This is a genomic window from Nonomuraea sp. NPDC049028 (genome assembly GCF_043197735.1).
GTDB lineage: Bacteria > Actinomycetota > Actinomycetes > Streptosporangiales > Streptosporangiaceae > Nonomuraea.
This window is the reverse complement of record NZ_JBICTR010000016.1, coordinates 96,587-118,620: the sequence shown is the minus strand read 5'-3', so window position 1 is coordinate 118,620 and position 22,034 is coordinate 96,587. Positions and strand designations below refer to the sequence as shown.

Here is a 22,034-nt window from a genome sequence, read left to right as displayed (position 1 = left end):
GTCAGCGGTGGTGGCGGCGCGGGCAGTGGTCCGTCGACTCGCGGGCGAAGAGGTCGACGGTGGACGGCCGGGGGAGCGGCACGGCCGAGGGGCGGGTGCCGTCGAGGAGGAGCGCCAGGTAGCGCCGCCGGTCGGCGCGGTCGTCGGAGTCGGCCCCGTAGTGGAGGGTCGTCGCCAGCGCCATCACCACGATCGCCGCCAGGTCGCGGACCAGCAGGTCGTCACGGACCAGCCCGCGCTCCCGCGCGGCGGCCAGCACGTCGCCGAGCGGCCCCATGAACCGCTCGGCGATGCCGATCGTGAACGCCCCGGCCTCCTTCGCGGCCGACAGGAGCGCCCGGTGGCCGGACAGGGTGTCGACCACGGCCGTCAGCGCGTCGGCCAGCCCCTGCCGGGGATCGGCGGCCACGCGGGCGGCCTGGAGGACCGGCTCGATCTCCTCGGCGAAGTAGGTCTCGAAGCAGGCCAGGATCACGCCGTCGCGGTCGCCGAAGCGCCGGTAGACGGTGGCGATGCCGACTCCGGCGCGGCGGGCGATCTCCTCCAGCGGGACGGCCGTGCCCGACTCGTGCAGGGCGGTGATCGCCGCCCTGACGATCCTGTCGGAATTACGCAGTGCGTCCGCACGACGTCGCTGCTCTGGCACACGCCGAACGCTAGCAGCATCCACGCGGTCACTCCACGGCAGCGTTACCAGGCCACCTCGAGCGAGGCCAGCCCGTACACGACGTGGAAGGAGCGGAAGTCCGCGATGGGCGCGACGGTACGCAGTCCGGGGAAGCGCTGGAAGAGAGCCTGGAAGGCGATCCGCATCTCCATCCGGGCCAGCGGCGCGCCCAGGCAGTGGTGCACGCCGTGGCCGAAGGCGAGGTGGCCGGGCGCGCCGCGGGTGATGTCCAGCTCGTCGGCCTGGTCCATGAAGGCGGGGTCGCGGTTGGCGAGGGGCAGCGAGCACATCACCAGGTCGCCGGGCTGGATCGTCTGACCGGCCACCTCGGTCTCCGTGGTGCACACCCTGCCGATGCTGGCATGGAGAATGCTGAGCCAGCGCATCAGCTCCTCCACGGTGGCCTCGATCCGCTCGGGCTCCTTCTTGAGCAGGTCCAGCTGGTCCGGCTGCCGGAGCAGGGCCAGCGTGCCCAGGCCGAGCATGTTGGAGGTGGTCTCGTGCCCGGCGATCAGCAGGAGGTTGCCGATGCCGATCAGCTCGTTCGTGGTCAGGTCGTCGCCGTGCTCGCGCACGAGCATGCCCAGCAGTTCCTCGCCGGGGTCGGCCTGGATGCCCTCGACCAGCTCGGTCATGTACGCGCGCGACTCCTGCTGCAGCTTGAGGCGCTCGTCCATGGGCAGCGACACGTCGAGCAGCCGGCCGGTCCTGCGCTGGAAGTCGGCGCGGTGGGCGTACGGCACGCCGAGCAGTTCGCAGATCACCAGTGACGGGATCGGCAGGGCGAACGACGACACCAGGTCGACAGGTGAGCCGGCTTGTTCCATGGCGTCGAGGTGCTCCTCGACGATGTCCTTGATCCGCGGCTCCAGCCGCCGCATCCGGCGGATGGTGAACTCCGGCGTCAGGAACCGGCGCAGCCGGCTGTGCTCGGGCGGGTCGAAGGAGAGCAGGTTGCCGGCGCGGAGCACCTTGAGCTCCTCCTCCGTCGCGCCGGGCGGCTGGAAGACGGTCTGGCGGGCGTTGCTGAACCGCTCGGCGTCGCCCAGCACCGCACGCGTGTCGGCGTAGCGGGTCACCAGCCAGGCGTCGATGCCGAACGACGTGGTGACGCGGGTGATCCCTTCCTTCTCCCGCAGCTCCGCCAGCTCGGTGGCGGGATTGAACTCCGTCCGCCGCATGTAAAGAGGCAGTGTTGAGATGTCGCTCATACATCCCCCAGGATGACCGGTCTTCACGAAATACCCTGACAAGAAACGATAGCAACCTATCGATTAGCCGCAAGACCATCGCGGTAAACATTGGGCCTTGACGACCTTGGTGGTATCGCTAACACTCGACAACGCCCCGACGACCGCACAGATCCGGGATTGAAAATGTTAGCGCTAACCAAGCAATCGCTAGCTCAGACGAGGAGTGCCCTGACATGAGACGTCTGAAATCCATGACCCTGGCCGTGGCGGCCGCCGCCGGCCTGGTCCTCATCACCGCAGTCCCGGCGCCCGCCGCCGCGCCGATCACCACGTCCATCTATACCGCCGATCCGGCCGCGTTGGTGGTCGGCGACACGATGTACCTCTACACGGGGCACGACGAGGCGCCCGCCGGCGGCACGAACTTCGTCATGCGGGACTGGCACGTCTTCACTTCCGGCGACGCGGCGACCTGGACGGACCAGGGCGCGAAGCTGAAACTTTCAGACTTCCCCTGGGCGGGCGCCGACGCGTGGGCGGGCGAGGTCGAGCCGCGCAACGGCAAGTACTACTGGTACGCCCCCGTCAACGGCAACGGCGCCGGCTGGATGGACATCGGCGTGGCGGTCGGCGACAGCCCGCTCGGCCCCTTCCACGACGCCAAGGGCGGCCCGCTGATCAGCGACAGCACCCCCAACTCCTCGCCGCTCAACATCGACCCGACCGTCTTCACCGACGACGACGGCCAGGCCTACATCTACTGGGGCTCCTACTACGGCCTGCGCGCCGCCAAGCTCAAGCCCGACATGATCAACCTCGACGGCGGCGTGGTCACGCCGAGCGGCGTGTCGAACTTCTGGGAGGCGCCCTGGATGTTCAAGCGCAACGGCACCTACTACCTCGCCTACTCCGCCAACGACTCGGCCTGCTCCGCACCCGGCTACGCGTGCATCCGCTATGCCACCGCGAGCAACCCCCTGGGACCGTGGACACACCGGGGAGTGGTGCTCGACCAGGTCTCCTCGACCACCAACCACCCGGCGATCATCGAGTTCAAAGGCCAGTGGTACATGGTCTACCACAACGCGGGCAGCCCGGGAGGCGGCAACTTCCGCCGCTCGGTGACGCTCGACAAGCTCTACTGGAACGCCGACGGCACCATGCAGAAGGTCGTGCAGACGACGGGTCCCGCCAACCCCGGCAATCTGGCGCTCAGCGCGACGGCGTCCACCTCCTACGTCTCGCCGTGGGAGACCCTCGGCGCGGTCAACGACGGCTTCACCCCGGCCAACTCGGCCGACCACAGCCACGGCGCCTACGGCAACTGGAACCACCAGGGCACCGAGTGGCTGGAGTACCAGTGGCCGTCCGCGCAGACCGTCAACCGGGTCGGCGTCTACTGGTTCGACGATGACCAGGGCATCGACCTGCCCGCCTCGTGCAAGGTCCAGTACTGGAACGGCAGCGCGTACGTGGACGTGCCCGGACAGTCGGCCTGCGGAGTGGCGGCCAACACCTTCAACACCACGACGTTCACGGCGGTCTCGACGACCAGGCTCCGGCTGAGCGTCACCTCGAAGACCGGCTTCTCGACCGGCGTCCTCGAATGGCAGGTACCGCGATGAAACGCATGGCATTCCTCCCGATCCTGTTACTCGGCTTCTTCCTCGTCCCCGCCGGTCCCGCCGTGGCCGCCGAGGTCAACCTGGCCACGACGGCGACCCCGAGCGCGTCGTACACCTCCTCGTGGGAGAGCGTCGCGGCGATCAACGACGGCATCGACCCGCCGAGCTCCAACGACACCGTCAACCGCCGCTGGGGCACCTGGCCCAACACCGGCCAGCAGTGGGCCGAGCTGACCTGGGCCCAGGCACAGACGCTCAGGGTCGCCCAGGTGTACTTCTTCGACGACAACGGCGGCGTGCGCGTCCCCGCCTCGTGGAAGCTGCAGTACTGGACCGGCAGCGCCTACAACGACGTGCCGAACGCGACCGGCTACCCCACGGCGCTCAACACCTACAACAAGGTGACGTTCGGCCAGGTGAGCACCACGCGGCTGCGCGTACTCCTGCAGAGCGGCCAGGGCTCGGTCGGGCTGCTGGAGGTCAAGGCGTTCACCAACGACCCGGGCGGCGGCGGCCCGAGCACCTGGAACCCGCCCGCCAACCTGGTCACGCCGCTCAACGAGGTCTGGTCGCACGTCGAGAGCACCTACCCCGACCTGTACGGCTTCCGCAACTACGGGTGGGACCAGGTCATGGCCAACGGCGGCTCGATCAACTACTGCGTGCGCTGGGACAGCTCCGCCACGGTGACCGCCGCCCAGCGTGACCAGATCCACGCGACGCTGGCCAGGCAGTTCAAGAAGTGGATGGACGTGATGGCCGGCCACAACAACTGGCCCTACACCAACGTGCCGGTCAAGGTCGTCGGCTGGGCCGTGCGCGACCGCGCCCAGCTCCAGTGGAGCGACAACTCGGTCGACATCTACGTCAACAACATCCGCGAGAACGCGCCGCAGTGCGCCGAGCCGTGCGGCCGCTTCTTCAACCAGAGCGGCAATTACCCGAACTGTCCCGGTGGCGCGTCCCACCACTACGACATGTCGCTGTGGCTCACCGCGGGCTTCGGCGGCGGCGCGGGCGGTGACTGGGGTCAGCGCATCGGCAGCGAGTACTACATGAGCAACCTCAACACCGACAATGTGCACATCCTGCTGCACGAGATGGGCCATTCGTTCGGCCTGGATGACTTCTACGACTGGACTCCGACGGGGGTGTGCTGCTTCCTGATGAAGGCCGGCAGCGCGACCTCGATCACCGACTTCGACGCCTGGATGCTCCGCGACTGGTGGCGGCACCTGAAGAGCCGCTACGGGCGCTGATCCTCCGTGAAGTAGGGCGGCGGCCACGCGAGGCCGCCGCCCTACTTACGCGTTGACGGTGAGCTTGTAGTCGCGAGTGACGGGAGTGCTGAGCTTGTCGTAGTCCCTGAGCTGCACGGTGAAGGAGAAGGTGCCCGCCGCGGCGGGCTTGCCGGTGATCGCGCCGGTGAACCGGTCGAGGGCCAGCCCTTCGGGCAGCGCGCCGCCGGTGACCTGCCAGTCGTAGAAGGGCACGCCCCCCTTGGCCTGGAGGCGCTGGTCGTAGGTAGCGCCTGCCTTGCCGGCCTTGACCGAGGCGGTCTCGATCGAGGGCTTGAGGAACGGGGTGAGCTTCTTGTTCAGCTTCCAGCCGGCGTTCTCCGCGATCAGCAGCGTCAGCTTGGTCAGCTCCCACTGCCGGGTCGGGAAGACGTGGCGCCAGCCGCCGCTCTGGCCGCTGAGCCGGTCCCAGTACGGCTCGTCACCGGGCACGTGATAGCTGGTGTCGAGCGGGACCGGGTAGCCCTGGTAGTCGATGACCTCCTGGTCGTCCCTGCCCTTGCTCGCGACGTACTTCGCCATGCCTTCCCAGTCGCTGTGGAAGGCGACGGCGTGGCCGTACTCGTGCATGACCAGGCCGTGCACGTCGATGACCTGGCCGAGGTCGGTCTTGTACCAGTCCTCGTCGGCCAGCGAGCTGACCAGCTTCATGAGCTGCTCGTCGTACTCCAGGATCATGCTGGTCGAGCGGTGGTAGGGGGTGGGCTTGCCGTTCTGGGTGTGGAACTTGCCGTTGATGGTCGGGTAGCCGGTCGAGTACGGCGTCTGGATGCCGCGGAAGAAGACGTACATGCCGTTGTACGGCTTGGCGTTGGTGGCCTCGACCTCGTTCTGCCAGTCGTCGCCCGGCAGCTTGTTGACCTCGTCCCCGGCGGGGACGGTGTCGAACGGCTTGAGGTCGAAGAAGGCGAACCAGTTCCGGACCGCCGTCTCGGCGGCCTTGCGCACGCCCGGGTCGGAGAAGTAGCGGGTGATCGTGTCGTAGCGGTAGTCGAAGTCGATGGGGATCATCGGCCGCAGGGCGGTCTTCTCGTCCTGCTGGACCGTGATCGGCATCGTCTGGGTGATCGTGGCGCCGGTCGCGTCGGTGGTCTTCATGACCCACTTGTGCCGCTCGTCCTGACCGGGGCCCTGCTTGGAGTGGATGGCCAGCCGGACGACCTCGCGGTCGGCCGGGCCGGTGAGCGTGAAGGACTTGGTCGCGCCGGTCGCGGTCAGCTCGCTCGGCATGTTGAGCATCAGCCGGGAGGTGCCCTCGGCCTTGAGGTCGACGGTCAGCGGGTAGGCGATGCCCGGCACCTTCGGTGCCCGCACGGTCAGCTCGATGTACGGGTTGGCCAGGTAGCCCTGCCAGTCCACGAGCCGGACGCCATGGTCGTTGACGTTGCGGTAGAAGATGTCGAACACGTCCAGGGCCGGGGCCGCCTGGCGGGCCGCCAGGCCGGGCGTGGGCACGGAGAGCGCGCCCACGAGCCCAGCCAGGACGGTAACGACGCCGATCTTTCTCACTGAGCGCTCTTTCTTCTCAAGCGAATGCCTTCACTTCCAGCAGTCCGACGGATGCCTGGCCGCTCTGGAGCGCGACCCTGAGCTTGGTGGTGTTCACACCGGTGAACGTCACGTGGTTGTAGGCGTTGAGCGCTGTCGGGTAGGTGCCCGGGATGTCGACGTACGCGGTGCCGTTCCAGTACTGCAGCTTCCAGGAGGCCGGCAGGCGCACGCCGTCGTTGTCGTCGAAGAAGTACACGTCCGCCGACCGGATCGTCTGCGCGGCCGGCCAGGTCAGCTCGGCCCACTGCGCGCCGGTGTTGGGCCAGGTGCCCCAGCGCCGGTTGACGGTGTCGTTGGAGCTCGGCGGGTCGATGCCGTCGTTGATCGCCGCGACGCTCTCCCACGAGGAGGTGTACGACGCGGACGGCGTCGCGCTCGTGGCCAGGTTGACCGGCGTGGGACCGCCGCTGCCGACCTGGAGCTGGAACGACTTGGTCACCGGCGTGCTCCTGCTGTCGTAGTCACGCAGTTGCACGGTGAAGGTCGAGGTTCCGGCCGTGGTGGGCGTGCCGCTGATCGCGCCGGTGAACCGGTCGAGGCTGAGCCCGGCGGGCAGTGAGCCGCTGGTGACCTGCCAGTCGTAGAACGGCACTCCGCCCTTGGCGGCGAGCGTCTGCTGGTAGCTCTGGCCGGGCGTGGCCTGCGGCAGGGAGGTGGTGGTGATGGAGGGCTTGAGGAACGGGGTGAGGTTGCGGTTCAGCTTCCAGCCCGCGTTCTCGGCCACCAGCAGGGCGAGCTTGGTGAGCATCCACCTGCGGGTCGGGAAGTAGTGCGTCCAGCCGCCGCTCTGCCCGCTGAGCCGGTCCCAGTTACGCTGGTCGCCGGGGATGTGGTAGCTGCTGTCGAGTGGCACGGCGTAGCCCATGTAGTCGACGACGTCCGGGTCGTTGCCGCCGCCGCTGACGTAGGAGCGCATGCCGGCCCAGTCGCTGTGGTAGGCGACGGCGTGGCCGTACTCGTGCATGACCAGGCCGTGCACGTCGAGCACCGAGCCGGCGATGTCGGTCTTGTACCAGTCCTCGTCGGCCAGGGAGGTGAACAGCTGCTTGTTCGCCTCGTCGTACTCGAAGATCATCGCGGTGGAGCGGTGGAGCGGGCCCGCGACCTGCTGGCCGTTCCTGGTGAAGTACTTGCCGTTGGCGGCCGGGTAGCCGGTCGAGTAGGGCGACTGGATGCCCCTGAAGAAGACGTACATGCCGTTGTAGGCGGCGTTGTTGGTGACCGTGATCTCGTTCTGCCAGTCGTTGCCCGGCAGGTGGTTGTTCTCCGCCCCGGCCGCCACCGTGTCGAAGGGCGTCACGTCGAAGAACCTGAACCAGTCCTTGACGGCCTCCTCGGCGGCGGTCCTGAAGGCCGGGTCGGAGAAGTAACCGGTGACCGTGTCATAGCGGTAGTCGAAGGTGATCGGGATCGTCGGCTGCAGGGCGGTCTTCTCGTCCTGCTGGACCCTGATCGGCATCGACTGCTGGAACGTCGCGCCGCTGCCGTCCCTGATCGCCAGCCGCAGCGTGTGCATCTCGTCCTGGCCGGCGCCGCGCTTGGAGGCGATCTCCAGCTTGAACGTCTTCTGCTCCGACGCGTTCGCGAACGTCAGCGTCTTGGTGGCGCCCGTCGCGGTCAGCTGGCTGGGCAGGTCCATCATCAGCCGGGAGGTGCCCTCGGCCTTGAGGTCGATCGTGACGGGGAACTGGGCGTCCTGCGGGGGTTTGACGGTCAGCTGGATGTACGGGTTGGCCAGGTACCCCTCCCAGTCGACGAGCTTGACGCCGTAGGTGTTGACCGTTCTGCCGAACATGTCGACGACCTGGGCGGCGGACAGGGCGTGCGCTGGCTGCACTCCGACGAACAAGGAGCTCAGCAGCAGAAGCGCGACGGTTAATCGCTTCATGATGTGACACCTTTCATTTCCTTGACGTCAGTTCTTGATGCCGGTGAGCGTGACTCCCTCGATGAAGTAGCGCTGGAGGAAGAAGAACAGGGCCACGATGGGCACGATGACGGCCGCCGAGGCCGCCATCAGGTAGCCCCACTGCGTGATGAAGACGCTCTGGAACGAGGCCAGCCCGAGCGAGAGCGTGTACTTCTCCTCGTCCTGCAGGTAGAGCAGCGGGCCGAGGAAGTCGTTCCACGTGCCGATGAAGGTGAAGATGGTGACCACGATGATGGCCGGCTTGGACAGCGGCATGACGATCGTCCAGTACACCCGCCACGGCGACGCCCCGTCGATGTAGGCGGCCTCGTCGAGCTCGAAGGGGATCGTCAGGAAGAACTGCCGCAGCAGGAACACGTTGAACACCCCGCCGCCCGCCCCGGCGAACCAGGCGGGCACGGTGAGCGGGACGAAGGTGTTCAGCGCGCCCAGCTCCTGCCACATGACGAACGTCGGGATGATCGTCACCGCGTACGGCAGCATGACGCCGGTCAGCAGCAGCGCGAAGACGACGTTGCGCCCCTTCCACCGCAGCCGGGAGAAGCTGAAGGCGGCCACCGAGCAGGTGAACACCGTGCCGAGCACGCAGATCACCGCGATGATCACCGTGTTGACCAGGTAGAGGCCGAACGGCTGGGCGGTCAGCGCCTCGCCGAAGTTCGACCACTGGAACGGGCGCGGGATCCACTCCGGCGGCGCGACGAACATCTGGCTGTCGGTCATCAGCGCGCTGCGCACCAGCCAGACGAACGGCAGCAGCGTCGGGATCGCGCCCGCGGCCAGCGCCACGTACAGCAGCGCCCTGCCGTACCTGCGCGGCCGCCGCAGGCCCTGGGTCGGCGCCACGCCCTTCGCGCGGGTCCTCTCCCGCGCCGCCAGCGTGGTCATCGGGCACCTGCCATCTCGTAGTAGACCCAGCGGCGGGCGTTGCGGAACATCAGGAACGTCACCACCATGATGATCATGAAAAGCACCCAGGCGAGCGCGCTGGCGTAGCCCATCTCGCTCTCGGTGAAGGCCTTGCGGAAGAGGTAGTAGACGTAGAAGAGCGTGGCGTGGTTGGGCCCGCCCTCGGTCATCACGTACGCCTGGTTGAACACCTGGAAGGTACCGACCACGCCCACCACCAGGTTGTAGAAGATGGTGGGCGTCATCATCGGCAGCGTCACGTGCCAGAAGCGGCGCAACGGGCCGCCCCCGTCGATGGACACCGCCTCGTACAGGTGGCGCGGCACGCCCTGCAGCCCGGCCAGGAAGATCACCATGGTGTTGCCGAAGCCCCAAGTGCTCATGATGATCAGCGACGGGATCGCCATCTCCTCGCTGTAGACCCACTGGGAGGTCGGCAGCCCGGCCTGGCGCAGCAGCGAGTTGAGCAGCCCGAAGTCCGGATTGAAGATCCAGATCCAGAGCACCACGTTGGCGATCGCCGGGACCAGCGTCGGCAGGTAGAAGATCGTCCGCCAGAGCGACAGGCCGCGCGCCTTCTGGTTGAGCAGCATGGCGACCGCGAAGCTGACGATCAGCGTGAGCGGCACCGCGCCGAGCGTGTAGTACGTCGTGGCGCTCAGCGACTTCCAGAACAGCTCGTCGTCCACCATCCTGCTGTAGTTGTCCAGGCCGACGAACGACGGGCTGCCGCCGATCTGCCAGTCGGTCAGGCTGAAGAAGAACGAGGCGACCATCGGGCCGATGGTGAAGATGGCGAACCCGAGGATGGCCGGCAACGCCATGAGGATGCCCCACCGCGTCTCGAACCGGCGCATCAGAGCGCCTGCGTGTGCTGCCAGCCCTGCAGCATCCCGGTGATCTTCGGCGCGACCGCCTTGAGGATCTCACCCGCCGGGCGCTTGCCGGACTCGATCTCCTGCAGGGCGGGGGCGAGCACGTCGCTGCTGATCACGGACATGTTCTTGACCCGGTTGCCGAACACGGGCACGCCGTGGTCGCGCGCGAAGTCGACGACCGCGGTCCTGAACTCCGGCGGGTGCTGGTCGTTCTTGATCCAGGAGTCGATGGACGCCTGGTCCTCGTAGTACTTCTTCTCCTGCGGCATCCACAGGCCCTGCTTGTACAGGTCGACGTAGCGCGGGTCGTTGTGGAAGGCGAACAGCTCGACGGCCTCCTCCACGTGCTTGGTCCCGGCGAATACCGCCGACGCGCCCGCCACCTGGGTGGCGGTGAACGGTTCCGCGTATTTGGGCAGCACACCGAGGCCGAAGTCGGTCTTGCTCTCGTTCATGTCGAGCAGCGACCAGTGGCCGTCGACCACCATGGCCACGCGCTTGGTCTTGAGGAGAATGTTCGTGCCGGGCACGTCGTCGCCGGTGGCCGCGAGCTGGCCGGGACCGGGCATGACCCGGTGCTTGTAGATGAGGTCCTGGAGGTTCTGGAACACCTTGATCGCCTCGGGTGAGTCGAGCAGGCATCGCTTGCCGGCCTCGTCGGCGAAGTCGCCGCCGTTGCTGCGCAGGAAGCCGTACCAGGCCGCGCCGTAGGTGATGCTGCTGGAGATGCCGAACTGCTTGATCTGCTTGGGGTCGAAGCCTGACTCGTCGGGATGCTTGCCGTTCTGGTCGATGGTGAGTTTGTAGGCGTTCTGCACCATCTGGTCCCACGTCCAGGCGGAGGCGGCGTCGGCCGGTGGGGGAGCGATGCCGGCATCGGCGATGGCCTGTTTGCTGTACCAGAGCAGCTCGACCTCGTTGGCCGTGGCCACGCCGTGTAGCTTGTCCTGGCCGTACCAGAGGTAGGCATCCGGCAGATAGCCAGCCAGCTGCGGATATTTCTTCAAATAGGGGAACAGGTCGACCAGCTTGCCCTGCTCGGCCAAGCGGAAGGACATGGCCATCGGCACGTAGCCGACGTCCGGCACCCGGCCGCTGGCCACCAGGGTGTTGAGCTTGACGTCGTACTCGTCGGGGGTGAACAGCGCCTTGACCTTGACGCCCGGCTTCTTCTGCTCGAACTGCCTGAGCATCTTCTCCACGGCCTTCTGCTCGAAGGTGGAGCCCCAGTACATGAACTGCAGCTGCTTGGCGCCGCTCGAGCTGCTGCCGCCGCCGTTCCCGCACGCGGCCGCCGCCGCGCCGAGCGCCGCGAGGCCGCCGATCTTGAAGAGATCACGTCTATTCATGGGGTGATTCCTTTACGCGAGGGGGATCCAGACCCGCATCCCGCGGCCGTCGCGGTTGTCCCACTGGTAGTAGGGGATCGCCGTGGCGGTCACGCGGGAGCCGGTCGAGAGCTCCCCGGGGGGTGTGGTGGTGTACGGCAGGCCGCCCACCGGCTGGGAAACGACTTGGGCGTCGGCCTCGATCAGGACGGTGCGCCCGACGCCGTCGAGGTCGTCCTTGTCCAGGACGCGCAGTTCGGCGCCCGCGGGCAGCGCCAGATCAGGAAGGTCCACGCCTTCGGCCTGGTCGGCCTGCTCGAAGCAGTAGACGAGCGGCCCGCGCTCCACGGCGACGCATCCCCTGACGGCGTCGACGCGGCGGTGCGGGTGGACGAGCCGGGGCGCCATGTCCAGCTCCAGCTCGACGGTGTCGCCCGCCCGCCACTCGCGGGTCAGCACGACGTAGCCGCGCTCGTCCGGTACGGCCGCCGCCGACTCGCCGCCGACCGTCACCGTGGTGGAGGCGCTCCACGCGGGCACCCGCAGCGCCAGCGACCACGGGGTTCCGGGGGCGCGCTCCACGGTGAACGTGACGCGGCCGTCCCAGGGGTAGTCGGTGGCGACGGCCAGCGCGAGCGCGCCGTCGGTGACGGTCCCCGGCATGTACTGGTGGACGAGCAGGGTGTTCTCGGCGGAGGTCGCGACGTGGCCGCCGAGGGAGGAGACGAGCCGCATGATGTTCGGCGGGCAGCAGGCGCAGGCGAACCACTCGCGCCGCCGACCGGCGTAGGCTCCTTCGACGTGGTCGTCCCTGCGCTGGAGCGGGTTGACATAGAAGAAGCGGATGCCGTCCGCCGACGTCGAGGCGGCGAAGGCGTTGTAGAGCGTGCGCTCGATCAGGTCGGCGTAGCGGCCGTGGCCGGTGGCCAGGAGCAGCCGCCAGTTCCAGTGGATGCTGGCGATGGCCGCGCAGCTCTCGTTGTAGGCGCGGTCCGGCGGCAGCTCCCAGCGGTCGCCGAACGCCTCGTCGGAGTGGCGGCTGCCCATGCCCCCGGTCAGGTGGGTCTTGGTGGCGACCAGGTCCTCCCAGCGCCGGATCGAGCACTCCAGCAGCGACTCGTCGCCGGTCTCCAGGTAGACGTCGACGATGCCCGCCTCCAGGTACAGCTGGCGCACCGCGTGGCCGACCGCCGTGTCCGCCTCCCTGACCGGCAGGTGGTCCTGGGCGTACAGGATGCCGAGCCCACTGTCGCGGATGAGCCCCTTGCCCCTGTTGTCGATCAGCTTCGCGGCCAGGTCCAGGTAGGAACGCTCGCCGGTGACCCGGTAGAGCTCCACCAGCGCGGTCTCGACCTCGGCGTGCCCGTCGATGCCGTCGTTGCCGCCGCGCAGGAAGACCTCCGCCAGGTGGTCGGCGAACTTCCGGGCGACCTCCAGGAGCTCCGCCCCGGTGCCCGCGCGGGTGGCGGCGACGGCGGCCTGGAACAGGTGGCCCGCGCAGTACATCTCGTGGCTGTACTCGAGCTCGGCGTAGATCTTGTCCGGCTTGACGACCTGATAGTGGGAGTTGAGATAGCCGTCGGGCCGCTGAGCGCGCTTGAGCACCTCGGCCGCCTGCTCCACGAACTCCGGGTACTCCGCCGACGGGCGCCTGGCGTGCTCCCAGGCGACGGCCTCGAGCTGCTTGTACAGGTCGGAGTCCTGGAAGCGGTAGCCCCGGAACTCGCCCTCGCCCGCTCCTCCGGCTCCGGCCAGTCGCAGGTTGGGCAGGCTGCCCGCCTCTTCCATCTGCTCCAGCCCGAGCGGGATGCTCGCCGCGCGGTTGACGCTCTGCCACCGCCCGAACGGACCACCGGTGATCACGACGTCGTGGATGCCCAGCGGCCGCTGCACGGCCTTAGATTCCGCGGTCGGTACGGCAGGGCCGCAGGCCTGGTCCATCGAACTCCTCGCACATGGGGAATAGGCTTTCCTTGGCGAACAGTAAGGTGTTACACATCACTGGTCAACCCTCTGGGTAGTTGGACCGTGACCAGGATGTCGAGGGAGGGAAACCGGTTGTCTGAATTTTCCCAGCGCGCAGTGACCATCCGTGAGGTCGCCGCGGCCGCCGGAGTGTCGATCGGCACGGCGTCCAAGGCGCTCAACGGCCAGGGCCGGCTGCGCGAGGAGACCAGGGCGCGGGTGATCGCCGCCGCCGAGCGTCTGGAGTTCCGGCCGAACACGCTCGCCCGGGGCCTGCTGCACGGCCGTACCTTCACCGTCGGCCTGGTGACGTGCGACAGCTTCGGGCGCTTCAGCATCCCGGTCATGCTCGGCGCCGAGGACGCGCTGGGCGCCGGTCAGATCTCGGTGTTCATGTGCGACACGCGCGACGACCCGATCAGGGAGCAGCACTACGTCGAGCGTCTTCTGGCCAGGCGGGTAGAGGGCATCATCGTCACCGGCCGGCGTACCGAGCCCCGGCCCAGCATCGGCACCGGCCTGCCCGTCCCGGTCGTCTACGCCATGACCCAGTCGACCGAACCCACCGACTTCTCGGTGATCCCCGACGATCTGGGCGGGAGCCTCCTGGCCGTACGGCATCTGCTGGCCACCGGGCGGCGCCGGATCGGCCACATCACCGGGCCGCAGCGCTTCCTGGCGGCGCGGACGCGCGCGGCGGGGTTCGCCGACGCCCTTGCGGAGGCGGGGGCGACGGCGGCGGGCGAGACGCTGTTCGGGGAGTGGTCGGAGGAGTGGGGGCGGCAGGGAGCCGACATCCTGCTCCGCACCCAGCCGGACGTGGACGCGGTGTTCTGCGGCAGCGACCAGATCGCCAGGGGGGTCGCCGAGACGCTCAGGGATCGGGGCCGGCGCATTCCCGACGACGTGGCGCTCGTGGGCTTCGACAACTGGGCGCCGATGGCGCTCGGCTCACGGCCGCCGCTCACCACGGTCGACATGAACCTCGGTGAGATCGGGCGGGCGGCCGCCACGCATCTGCTGGACGTGATCGGCGGTGTGCCGCATCAGGGCGGGGTACGGCGGATGCCGTGCAGCCTGGTGCTGCGGGAGTCGACCCGCGCCTGAGGGGGTTGCCTGAGGGGTCGTCTGGGGGGGTTGTCGACCCGCGCCTGAGGAGCTTTGATCAAGCGGCCTAGCGGTCAGGAGGTCGGACATTCGGAGCGAATCTGGAGTGTCTGGGCAACGTCGGCTGACGGCTGCGCCACCGGTCCCCTCGCCTGGACCGGCGGGCCGTACGGCCTTAAAGGCAGCCGGCCGACTCTGATCGCCATCCTCCCGCCGCGCACCCGCCGTCGCGGCGGCCAAAGGCCGATGGGCGGGCGCATTTCGAATTCAGGAGGTGCCGGTCATTATCGCCGCGGTGATTGCCGGAGCGGCAATCTCAGTGAGCCGCCTCGTACTGCTCCACGATGGTCGCGGCGATACGTCCGCGCTCGCTCACGGGTAGTCCCGCCTGCTTCGCCCACTGGCGAATTTCGGTGGACTTGTCGCGGCTGACCGAGCGTGCCGAGCCGACTCCGCGACGGACCTTACCACCGCGCTCCTTGCGGACCTGACGCGCCTTGACCAGGAACGGGGCAAGGGCTTTGCGCAACTTCTCCTCGTTCTTATCCGACAGGTCGATCTCGTAGGCAAAGCCGTCGAGGCCGAACCTGATTGTGTTCTCGGACGACAAGGCGGATCCGTCGAGGTCGTCAAGGAAGATCTCTTGAATTTGCTTGGCCATGCTGGTGCTCCGAATTCAGAGGCGAGAAGACAATGAGTACTGTAGCGTATGGTGCCGTTGTCCGGCGCACCCCTGGGGCGGTGGATAGCCAGGACAAAGAAAGCTCGCCTAATTGCATAGCGAGCTATTTCATTCCCGCTATCCGGGGCGGTCGCGGCGTCAGTGCGTCGCGGGTCCACGAGCCCAGCACCAACAGCGTTTTGGTGCCCGTGACGTTCCCGGCGCGGCGCAGGTGATCGATGACCTGCTGGAGATGACCGAGGTCGCGGACCCGTACGTGGATCAGCGCGTCGGGGTCGCCGGCGATGGTGAAAACGGCCTGAACCTCCGCCACGTCGGTCGCCGTGCGGACGATCTCGCTCACCGGCGTCGTGCCCGCGTAACGCAGTTCGGTGAACGCCTCGATGCCCCATCCGAGCTTGGCGTAGTCGATCTGCACACTGAAACCGGTGATGACACCGAGCTCTTTGAGCCGGTCCACCCGGCGCTTGACCGCGGCCACGGAAAGGCCGATCGTGCCCGCCATGTCGGAGAAGGTGCGGCGCCCGTCCTCGCGCAGCAGGCGCAACACCCGATGATCAATGTCATCTATTTCTGGCATGTGGGCACTCCTCGGTTTTTGATGGAAAGAACCATAGCGAAAGAGGCCGAGGCCGCAAAGGTTTTGCGTCTTTGTCGTGTCTTCTTGGCCGATACTTGCGCGATGCCCGCCCGCGTTGCTGTGCTGGGGTCTCCACGAACCCCAGGGAGGCCCGCATGAGCGTCACCCTCGACGACAAGTACACGGCCGCGGACGGTCGCGTGCTCATGTCGGGCCTGCAGGCCCTCGTCCGGCTGACGCTCGAACAGCGCCGCCTGGACCAGGAGCGCGGGCTGGACACGCGCGTGTTCGTCTCCGGCTACCCGGGCTCGCCGCTGGCCGGCGTCGACCTGGAGATGGGCCGGGCCGCCCGGCTGCTCGACCCAGCGGGCGTGGTCGTCCGTCCGGCCCTCAACGAGGAGCTGGCCGCCACCGCCGTGGCGGGGACCCAGCTCCTGGAGCGCCTGCCGGGCCGGCGGCACGACGGCGTGACCGGCTTCTGGTACGGCAAGAGCCCCGGCCTCGACCGGGCCGCCGACGCCATCCGCCACGGCAACCTGGCCGGCACCGCCGCGCTCGGCGGCGCGGTGGCCTGGATCGGCGACGACCCCGGCAGCAAGTCCTCGACCGTGCCCAGCACATGCGAGCCGATGTGCCAGAGCCTGTGCGTGCCGCTGCTCGCGCCCGGCTCGGTGGCGGAGATCATCGAGTTCGGGCTGCACGCGGTCGCCCTCTCGCGCGCCAGCGGCCTGTGGACCGGCCTGAAGATCGTCGCCGACCTGGCGGACGCGTCGGCCACCGTCGACCTCGGCTCGCTGCGTGACGGCATCCCGGCCCCGGACCACCCGAGCCGCCCAACGCCGGCCGCCCTGGTCGGCCCGGCCGCGCTGGACGCCGAGCACGACATGCTGACCCGGCGGCTCGACCTGGCCCGCGACTACGCCCGCGCGCACGGCCTGAACCGGGTGGTGGCCGGCTCGTCGCACGCCCGCCTGGGCATCGTCGCCTCCGGCGCGTCCTTCGCGGTGGTACGCCGGGCGCTGGCCGACCTCGGGCTGGACGAGGCCGCGATCGAGGACCTGGGGCTGCGGCTGATCCGGCTCGGCATGCCGTACCCGCTGGCGCCCGCCGACCTGGCCGCCATGACCGCGGACCTCGACCGGGTGCTCGTGGTGGAGGACAAGGTGCCGTTCCTGGAGGGGCAGCTGAAGCAGGCGCTGTACGACGCCGCGCGCACCCCCGCCGCCGGTAGCGACCTGCTCGCCGCCCGTGGGGCCCCCGCTGTGGTCGGGCGCGAGTTGCTCACCCCCCGCGGCACGCTCGGCGCGGAGGACGTGGCCAAGGCGCTGGCCTCCTTCGCCGACACGCTGCCGCGGACCACCGTCCACCTGACTCCCGCCCGGAAGCCGCAGCCGCGCCGCCTGCTGCCGATGGTCGCCGCGCGCACGCCGTACTTCTGCTCGGGCTGCCCGCACAACACCTCCACCCGTACGTCGGACAGCACGCTGGTCGGCGTCGGGATCGGCTGCCACGCCATGATCGCCCTGGACGGCGCCGGCCGCGGCAACCAGGTCGGCCTCACCCAGATGGGCGGCGAGGGCGCCCAGTGGATCGGCCTGGCCCCCTTCACCGACGACCGGCACTTCGTGCAGAACCTCGGCGACGGCACCTTCCACCACTCCGGCTCGCTGGCCGTCCGGGCCGCCGTCGCGGCCGGGGTGCGGATCACGTACAAGCTGCTCTACAACGACGCGGTCGCCATGACCGGCGGGCAGCGCGCGGAAGGCCGGCTCGACGTGCCCGCGCTGACGCGGTCGCTGGCCGCAGAGGGGGTCCGCCGGATCGTGATCACCACGCCCGAACCGGAGACCTACCGGGGTGTCCGGCTCGCGCCGATCGCCACGGTACGGCACCGCGACGGGCTGGCGGCGGCCGAGAAGGAGCTGGCCGAGCTCGACGGGGTGAGCGTGCTCATCCACGACGACCGATGCGCGGCCGACGAACGCCGGCTGCGCAAGCGCGGCAAACTGCCCGTACCCGTGGAGAAGGTCGTGGTCAACGAGCGGGTCTGCGAGGGGTGCGGCGACTGCGGCGAGGTGTCGACCTGCCTGTCCGTGCAGCCCGTGGAGACCGTGTACGGCCGCAAGACCCGGATCCACCAGCCGTCCTGCAACTCCGACCTGAGCTGCCTCAAGGGCGACTGCCCGTCGTTCCTGCTGGTCAAGCCGGGCAAGGCACGGCCAGCCCCGGAGCTTTCGGCGGATCGTGGACCACGGCCGATCCAAGCACTCGGTGCACGGCCGGTTCTGGAGCTTCCGGTGGAGCTGACCGAGCCGATCACCCGATTCCCCGGCCGTGAGGTGCTGCTGCGGATGCCCGGCATCGGCGGCACGGGCGTCGTGACGGTCTCGCAGATCCTGCAGATGGCGGCCCACCTCGACGGCCTGCACGCGGCCGGCCTCGAACAGACCGGCCTGGCGCAGAAGGGCGGCCCGGTCGTCAGCGACGTCCGCATCTCCCCGCACCCGATCGCCGGCTCCCCGAAGGCGTCGCGCGGCACCGCCGACGTACTGATCGGCTTCGACCTGCTCGGCGCGGCGGCCGACACGAACCTGGCGGTCGCCGCGCCGGACCGTACCGTCGCCGTGGTCAGCAGCGCCGTCGTGCCGACCGCCGCCATGGTGACCGGCCGCGTCACCGTACCGGACTCGCCCGCCGACGCGATCACCCGCGTCGAGTCGGCCACCCGGAGCGCCGACAACCTCTACCTCGACGCTCACGGGCTCGCCGAGGCGCTGTTCGGCGACCACATGCCCGCCAACATGCTGCTCGTCGGCGCCGCGTACCAGCACGGCTGCCTGCCGGTGTCCGCCGAGGCCGTCGAACGGGCCATCCGGCTCAACGGGGCCGCGGCCGAGCAGAACCTCGCGGCGTTCCGCTGGGGCCGGGCCGCCGTCGCCGACCGCCAGGCGGTGCTGGCGGCCGTGGAGACTCCCGCTCCGCAGGCCGAGACGTTCGAGCAGGCCCTGGCCACGCGGATCGCCGACCTGACCGGCTACCGCGACGCGGCCTACGCCGCCCGGTACGCCGAGGACGTGCGCCGCGTGGCCGCGCTCGCCGCCGACCGCGCGGGGGAGGAGGCCGCCGCGCCGATCGCCCTCGCCTACGCCAAGGGGCTGCACAAGCTCATGGCCTACAAGGACGAGTACGAGGTCGCCCGGCTGCACCTGGACCCGGCCGAGCGAGCCAGACGGGAGCGGGAGTTCGGCGCTGACGCCGTCGTGTCGGTGCTGCTGCACCCGCCGCTGCTGCGCGCGCTGGGCATGAAGCGCAAGATCAGGTTGCGCCGCTCGGCGAACGTCGTCTTCCGCGTGCTGCGCGCCGCCAGGTTCCTGCGGGGTACGCCGTTCGACGTGTTCGGGTACGCAGGAGTACGCCGCGTCGAGCGGGCGATCATCACCGAGTACCGTGACCTGATGCGTGACGCTCTCGCCCGGCTGAGCCCGGCGACCGCCGACGCCGTGGCCGCGATCGCGGCGCTGCCGGAGGCGGTTCGCGGGTATGAGGACATCAAGCTCGCGCGGGTCGCGGAGTTCCGCGATCGCGCCAGGACCGCCCTCGCGCAGCTGAGCGAGCCCACCGGACCCCGCTCTCTGGAGAGAACGTGACCGTCGACCGCTTGCTGCCCAGCCCTCTGGAGAGAACGTGACCGTCGACCGCCTGCTGCCCACCCAGGACGCCGAGGACCTCATCGCCCTCACCCGGGACATCGCCGACAAAGAGCTGGCGAGCCGGGTCGATGAGCATGAGCGCGCCGAGACCTATCCGGAGGGCCTGTTCGCCACGCTCGGCGCCGCCGGACTGCTCGGCCTGCCGTACCCGGAGGAGTTCGGCGGCGGCGGCCAGCCGTTCGAGGTCTACCTGCAGGTGCTGGAGGAGCTGGCGGCCCGCTGGGCCGCCGTCGCGGTGGCCACCAGCGTGCACACCCTCGCCTGCTTCCCCGTGGCCACCTACGGCACACCCGAGCAGCGCGAACGCTGGCTGCCCGACATGCTGGCGGGCCGGCTCGTCGGCGGCTACAGCCTGTCCGAACCCCAGGCCGGATCCGACGCCGCCGCCCTGACCTGCAAGGCGGAGAAGGTCGAGAACGGCTACCGGATCACCGGCAACAAGGCGTGGATCACCCACGGCGGCAAGGCCGACTTCTACGCCCTGTTCGCCCGCACGGGACAGGGCAGCCGGGGCGTCTCCTGCTTCCTGGCCCCCGGCGCGGCCGACGGCCTGACCTTCGGCCGCCCGGAGGAGAAGATGGGCCTGCACGCCATCCCCACCACCAGCGCGCACTGGGACGGCGCCGTCATCGAGGCCGACCGCCTGCTCGGCGAGGAGGGCCAGGGCCTGCCCATCGCCTTCAGCGCCCTCGACTCCGGCCGCCTCGGCATCGCGGCGTGCGCGACCGGCCTCGCCCAGGCCGCACTGGACGCCTCGGTCGCCTACGCAAAGGAACGCCAGACATTCGGCCGCAAGATCATCGACCACCAGGGTCTGGGCTTCCTGCTCGCGGACATGGCGGCGGCCGTGGACAGCGCCCGCGCCACGTACCTGGACGCGGCCCGCCGCCGCGACGCCGGCCGTCCGTACGGACGACAGGCCAGCGTCGCCAAGCTGGTGGCCACGGACGCCGCGATGAAGGTGACGACGGACGCGGTGCAGGTGTTCGGGGGGTATGGGTACACGCGCGAGTTTCGGGTGGAGCGGTACATGCGCGAGGCCAAAATCATGCAAATCTTCGAGGGCACAAACCAGATCCAAAGGCTGGTGATCAGCCGCGACCTGGCCCGCTGACCCTGACCTGTCTCGCGCCCACCCGTTACCCGATTCGGTGGTTGCCCGTCTGATGCCCGCCCCGCCAAAAAGGGCCTCCGCTTCGCTCCGGGCGCTCTTTCGGGGGCGCCTTCGGCGCACAGCGGGCTTCGCTGGTGGGCGCTTCGCGCCTTCAGGGCTCAGGCGCTGCTTCCAGTCGGGCCAAAGCCCCGACCCCTGAAGGACCTCGCTGCGCTCGGACGCCCCTTCCAGGCAGGCTTCGCCTGCATGGCCCTTGTTGACCGTGGCCGACCCGAGACGGATAGCAGGTGCGAAACTCGCGATTGTATGCAGTCCGCGGTCGTCCTCTCCAAGGAGCGTCGTAGAGCCAGACGCTGCCCAGATCCCAGACCTTGGACGTTCGTAGCTTTGCCACCCGCCGCAGCGGTGTTTTCCAGGCACCCACTCGGTCTGCCAGTTCCCGCAGCTCAGTCGACGCGGGATCCTGCATCGACAACAGATCCGACGCGAGTTGCCGCACGATCTGATCTGTTCCGGAGCGATGGCCTCATCCTCAAGGAGCTGGGCCACCGCCTCATCAACCTGACGACGCTGCGCATGCGCGCGAGCCAGATCAACGGCCAGCCGCGCCCGCCGCTCTGCCGACAGCGTCGAGGCGTTTACTGCGGCTCCGACGCGCAGCGCGTGACCGGCCTCGCCCACTTCCACCGCCACGGCCACCTCATGCAGCGCGACGTTGGCCGGTCCGAACTCGGTGTTGTCATCATTGCGCCCTTCGCCAACCCGCGCCGCCATCTCACGGGCTCGCGACAGGTGCTCTTAGGCGACGTCGGCTTGATTCAGTCGGGAGGCGGAGGCGGGGATGAGGGCTCTGGCCCGCGCTAAGAGGGCTTGTCACGGCCAGGATCCCTCGCGTCGCCGCACAGCTGACGGAAATCCGCGCAACGGAACTCGGCCGGAAGCAACAGAGAAGAGACACAGAAGCCCCGGCTGCGAGGCTCTCTGTGCAATCGAGAAAGGATGAGTGACTTCAGGATGTGGAACAAGGTGAGGAATGTGGCGGTCGCGGTGTCGGCAGCGGCCGCCGTCGGCGCGTTCGTACCGGCTCCGGCCAGCGCCGACGTCTGGGAATACGTCGCGGCCTATCCGCTCACCACTGCGGGCTACAACAAGTGCATGGTCGAGGGCAAGCAGTGGCAGGGGAGTTGGCGGTGCCGCAAAATGACGGGTGAGCACTGGTCGCACAAGAAGTCGGACTACCATCTCGAGATCCTCAAGTAGCGTCTCGCGCTACGGCTTCCTGGCCACGCCGGAGCGGGAGTTCCTCCCCGGGGGCGAGGGGCCAGGGATGCGCTCGTCCGGGTGCCATTCGGGGGAGTGCACCACGCTGGGCTTCCTCAACCAGGTGGCCGTATCGCCGGCGCCGTGGGCGAGACCGAGACTGTGCGGGCCGTGCGCCGTCGTAACGATGCCAACTCGGTTGCTCACCGTAGGCGGGGCGGCTGGACGATCGGCTGC

The 22,034-nt window shown here is 69.0% G+C and carries 16 protein-coding genes; 6 read left to right on the top strand and 10 right to left on the bottom strand.

What is annotated here, in order from left to right; genetic code table 11:
• Position 1: 1 nt before the first annotated feature.
• The gene (locus ACGFJ2_RS49990; RefSeq protein ID WP_358184500.1) at positions 2-646 is read right to left on the bottom strand and encodes a TetR/AcrR family transcriptional regulator; all 645 of its coding nucleotides are present in this window, start codon (positions 644-646) and stop codon (positions 2-4) included.
• Between the two features lie 44 nt (positions 647-690).
• On the bottom strand, positions 691-1,878 hold the full coding sequence (locus ACGFJ2_RS49985; protein WP_357952776.1) for a cytochrome P450: 1,188 nt from the start codon (positions 1,876-1,878) through the stop codon (positions 691-693).
• Between the two features lie 215 nt (positions 1,879-2,093).
• Between ACGFJ2_RS49985 and ACGFJ2_RS49980 the strand changes: the two genes are divergently transcribed.
• Together ACGFJ2_RS49980 and ACGFJ2_RS49975 are read left to right on the top strand one after the other, a co-directional pair.
• On the top strand, positions 2,094-3,485 hold the full coding sequence (locus tag ACGFJ2_RS49980) for a glycoside hydrolase family 43 protein (RefSeq protein WP_393480745.1): 1,392 nt from the start codon (positions 2,094-2,096) through the stop codon (positions 3,483-3,485).
• Positions 3,482-4,744 carry a hypothetical protein gene (locus tag ACGFJ2_RS49975; protein ID WP_393480742.1) on the top strand — a complete coding sequence of 421 codons (1,263 nt, stop codon included), beginning with the start codon at positions 3,482-3,484 and terminating at the stop codon, positions 4,742-4,744. The genes ACGFJ2_RS49980 and ACGFJ2_RS49975 overlap by 4 nt, the downstream gene beginning before the upstream one ends.
• Positions 4,745-4,789: 45 nt before the next feature.
• Here the strand turns inward: ACGFJ2_RS49975 and ACGFJ2_RS49970 are convergent, their stop codons facing one another.
• From ACGFJ2_RS49970 to ACGFJ2_RS49945, 6 genes are read right to left on the bottom strand one after another with little or no spacing between them, the layout of a single operon-like run.
• On the bottom strand, positions 4,790-6,292 hold the full coding sequence (locus ACGFJ2_RS49970; RefSeq protein WP_393480740.1) for an Ig domain-containing protein: 1,503 nt from the start codon (positions 6,290-6,292) through the stop codon (positions 4,790-4,792).
• 16 nt (positions 6,293-6,308) lie between these two features.
• The gene (locus tag ACGFJ2_RS49965; protein WP_393480737.1) at positions 6,309-8,222 is read right to left on the bottom strand and encodes an Ig domain-containing protein; all 1,914 of its coding nucleotides are present in this window, start codon (positions 8,220-8,222) and stop codon (positions 6,309-6,311) included.
• Positions 8,223-8,249: 27 nt separating this feature from the next.
• The gene (locus ACGFJ2_RS49960) at positions 8,250-9,152 is read right to left on the bottom strand and encodes a carbohydrate ABC transporter permease (protein WP_357952781.1); all 903 of its coding nucleotides are present in this window, start codon (positions 9,150-9,152) and stop codon (positions 8,250-8,252) included.
• Positions 9,149-10,030, bottom strand: coding sequence for a sugar ABC transporter permease (locus tag ACGFJ2_RS49955; RefSeq protein ID WP_358184488.1), 882 nt, complete (start codon positions 10,028-10,030; stop codon positions 9,149-9,151). The genes ACGFJ2_RS49960 and ACGFJ2_RS49955 overlap by 4 nt, the downstream gene beginning before the upstream one ends.
• Positions 10,030-11,400, bottom strand: coding sequence for an extracellular solute-binding protein (locus ACGFJ2_RS49950; protein ID WP_357952783.1), 1,371 nt, complete (start codon positions 11,398-11,400; stop codon positions 10,030-10,032). The genes ACGFJ2_RS49955 and ACGFJ2_RS49950 overlap by 1 nt, the downstream gene beginning before the upstream one ends.
• Positions 11,401-11,412: 12 nt before the next feature.
• The gene (locus ACGFJ2_RS49945) at positions 11,413-13,272 is read right to left on the bottom strand and encodes a glycoside hydrolase family 127 protein (protein ID WP_393480733.1); all 1,860 of its coding nucleotides are present in this window, start codon (positions 13,270-13,272) and stop codon (positions 11,413-11,415) included.
• A 165-nt stretch (positions 13,273-13,437) separates the two neighbouring features.
• Here ACGFJ2_RS49945 and ACGFJ2_RS49940 point away from each other — a divergent pair, with 165 nt between their 5' ends.
• On the top strand, positions 13,438-14,451 hold the full coding sequence (locus ACGFJ2_RS49940) for a LacI family DNA-binding transcriptional regulator (protein WP_393480731.1): 1,014 nt from the start codon (positions 13,438-13,440) through the stop codon (positions 14,449-14,451).
• Between the two features lie 316 nt (positions 14,452-14,767).
• Here the strand turns inward: ACGFJ2_RS49940 and ACGFJ2_RS49935 are convergent, their stop codons facing one another.
• Both ACGFJ2_RS49935 and ACGFJ2_RS49930 read right to left on the bottom strand, forming a co-directional pair.
• The gene (locus ACGFJ2_RS49935) at positions 14,768-15,112 is read right to left on the bottom strand and encodes an Lsr2 family protein (protein WP_214643165.1); all 345 of its coding nucleotides are present in this window, start codon (positions 15,110-15,112) and stop codon (positions 14,768-14,770) included.
• 124 nt (positions 15,113-15,236) lie between these two features.
• Complete coding sequence (locus ACGFJ2_RS49930; RefSeq protein ID WP_357952786.1) at positions 15,237-15,713, bottom strand: Lrp/AsnC family transcriptional regulator; 477 nt, start codon at positions 15,711-15,713, stop codon at positions 15,237-15,239.
• A 71-nt stretch (positions 15,714-15,784) separates the two neighbouring features.
• On the opposite strand from ACGFJ2_RS49930, the gene ACGFJ2_RS49925 reads away from it, so the two are divergent.
• The 3 genes from ACGFJ2_RS49925 to ACGFJ2_RS49915 all read left to right on the top strand — a co-directional run bounded on the left by ACGFJ2_RS49925 (position 15,785) and on the right by ACGFJ2_RS49915 (position 21,797).
• Positions 15,785-19,360: an indolepyruvate ferredoxin oxidoreductase family protein gene (locus ACGFJ2_RS49925; RefSeq protein WP_393480728.1), complete on the top strand. Its 3,576-nt coding sequence runs from the start codon at positions 15,785-15,787 to the stop codon at positions 19,358-19,360.
• Positions 19,361-19,397: 37 nt separating this feature from the next.
• Positions 19,398-20,537, top strand: coding sequence for an acyl-CoA dehydrogenase family protein (locus ACGFJ2_RS49920; protein ID WP_393480726.1), 1,140 nt, complete (start codon positions 19,398-19,400; stop codon positions 20,535-20,537).
• 999 nt (positions 20,538-21,536) lie between these two features.
• Complete coding sequence (locus ACGFJ2_RS49915) at positions 21,537-21,797, top strand: hypothetical protein (RefSeq protein ID WP_357952789.1); 261 nt, start codon at positions 21,537-21,539, stop codon at positions 21,795-21,797.
• Positions 21,798-22,034 lie beyond the last annotated feature (237 nt).

What these genes read in the sequence shown, in the direction of transcription:
- ACGFJ2_RS49965 (WP_393480737.1), bottom strand. Translation starts at nt 8,222, where the DNA reads ATGAAGCGATTAACCGTCGCGCTTCTGCTGCTGAGCTCCTTGTTCGTC.
- ACGFJ2_RS49955 (WP_358184488.1), bottom strand. Translation starts at nt 10,030, where the DNA reads ATGCGCCGGTTCGAGACGCGGTGGGGCATCCTCATGGCGTTGCCGGCC.
- ACGFJ2_RS49980 (WP_393480745.1), top strand. Translation starts at nt 2,094, where the DNA reads ATGAGACGTCTGAAATCCATGACCCTGGCCGTGGCGGCCGCCGCCGGC.
- ACGFJ2_RS49930 (WP_357952786.1), bottom strand. Translation starts at nt 15,713, where the DNA reads ATGCCAGAAATAGATGACATTGATCATCGGGTGTTGCGCCTGCTGCGC.
- ACGFJ2_RS49915 (WP_357952789.1), top strand. Translation starts at nt 21,537, where the DNA reads ATGAGTGACTTCAGGATGTGGAACAAGGTGAGGAATGTGGCGGTCGCG.
- ACGFJ2_RS49985 (WP_357952776.1), bottom strand. Translation starts at nt 1,878, where the DNA reads ATGAGCGACATCTCAACACTGCCTCTTTACATGCGGCGGACGGAGTTC.
- ACGFJ2_RS49960 (WP_357952781.1), bottom strand. Translation starts at nt 9,152, where the DNA reads ATGACCACGCTGGCGGCGCGGGAGAGGACCCGCGCGAAGGGCGTGGCG.
- ACGFJ2_RS49975 (WP_393480742.1), top strand. Translation starts at nt 3,482, where the DNA reads ATGAAACGCATGGCATTCCTCCCGATCCTGTTACTCGGCTTCTTCCTC.
- ACGFJ2_RS49950 (WP_357952783.1), bottom strand. Translation starts at nt 11,400, where the DNA reads ATGAATAGACGTGATCTCTTCAAGATCGGCGGCCTCGCGGCGCTCGGC.
- ACGFJ2_RS49935 (WP_214643165.1), bottom strand. Translation starts at nt 15,112, where the DNA reads ATGGCCAAGCAAATTCAAGAGATCTTCCTTGACGACCTCGACGGATCC.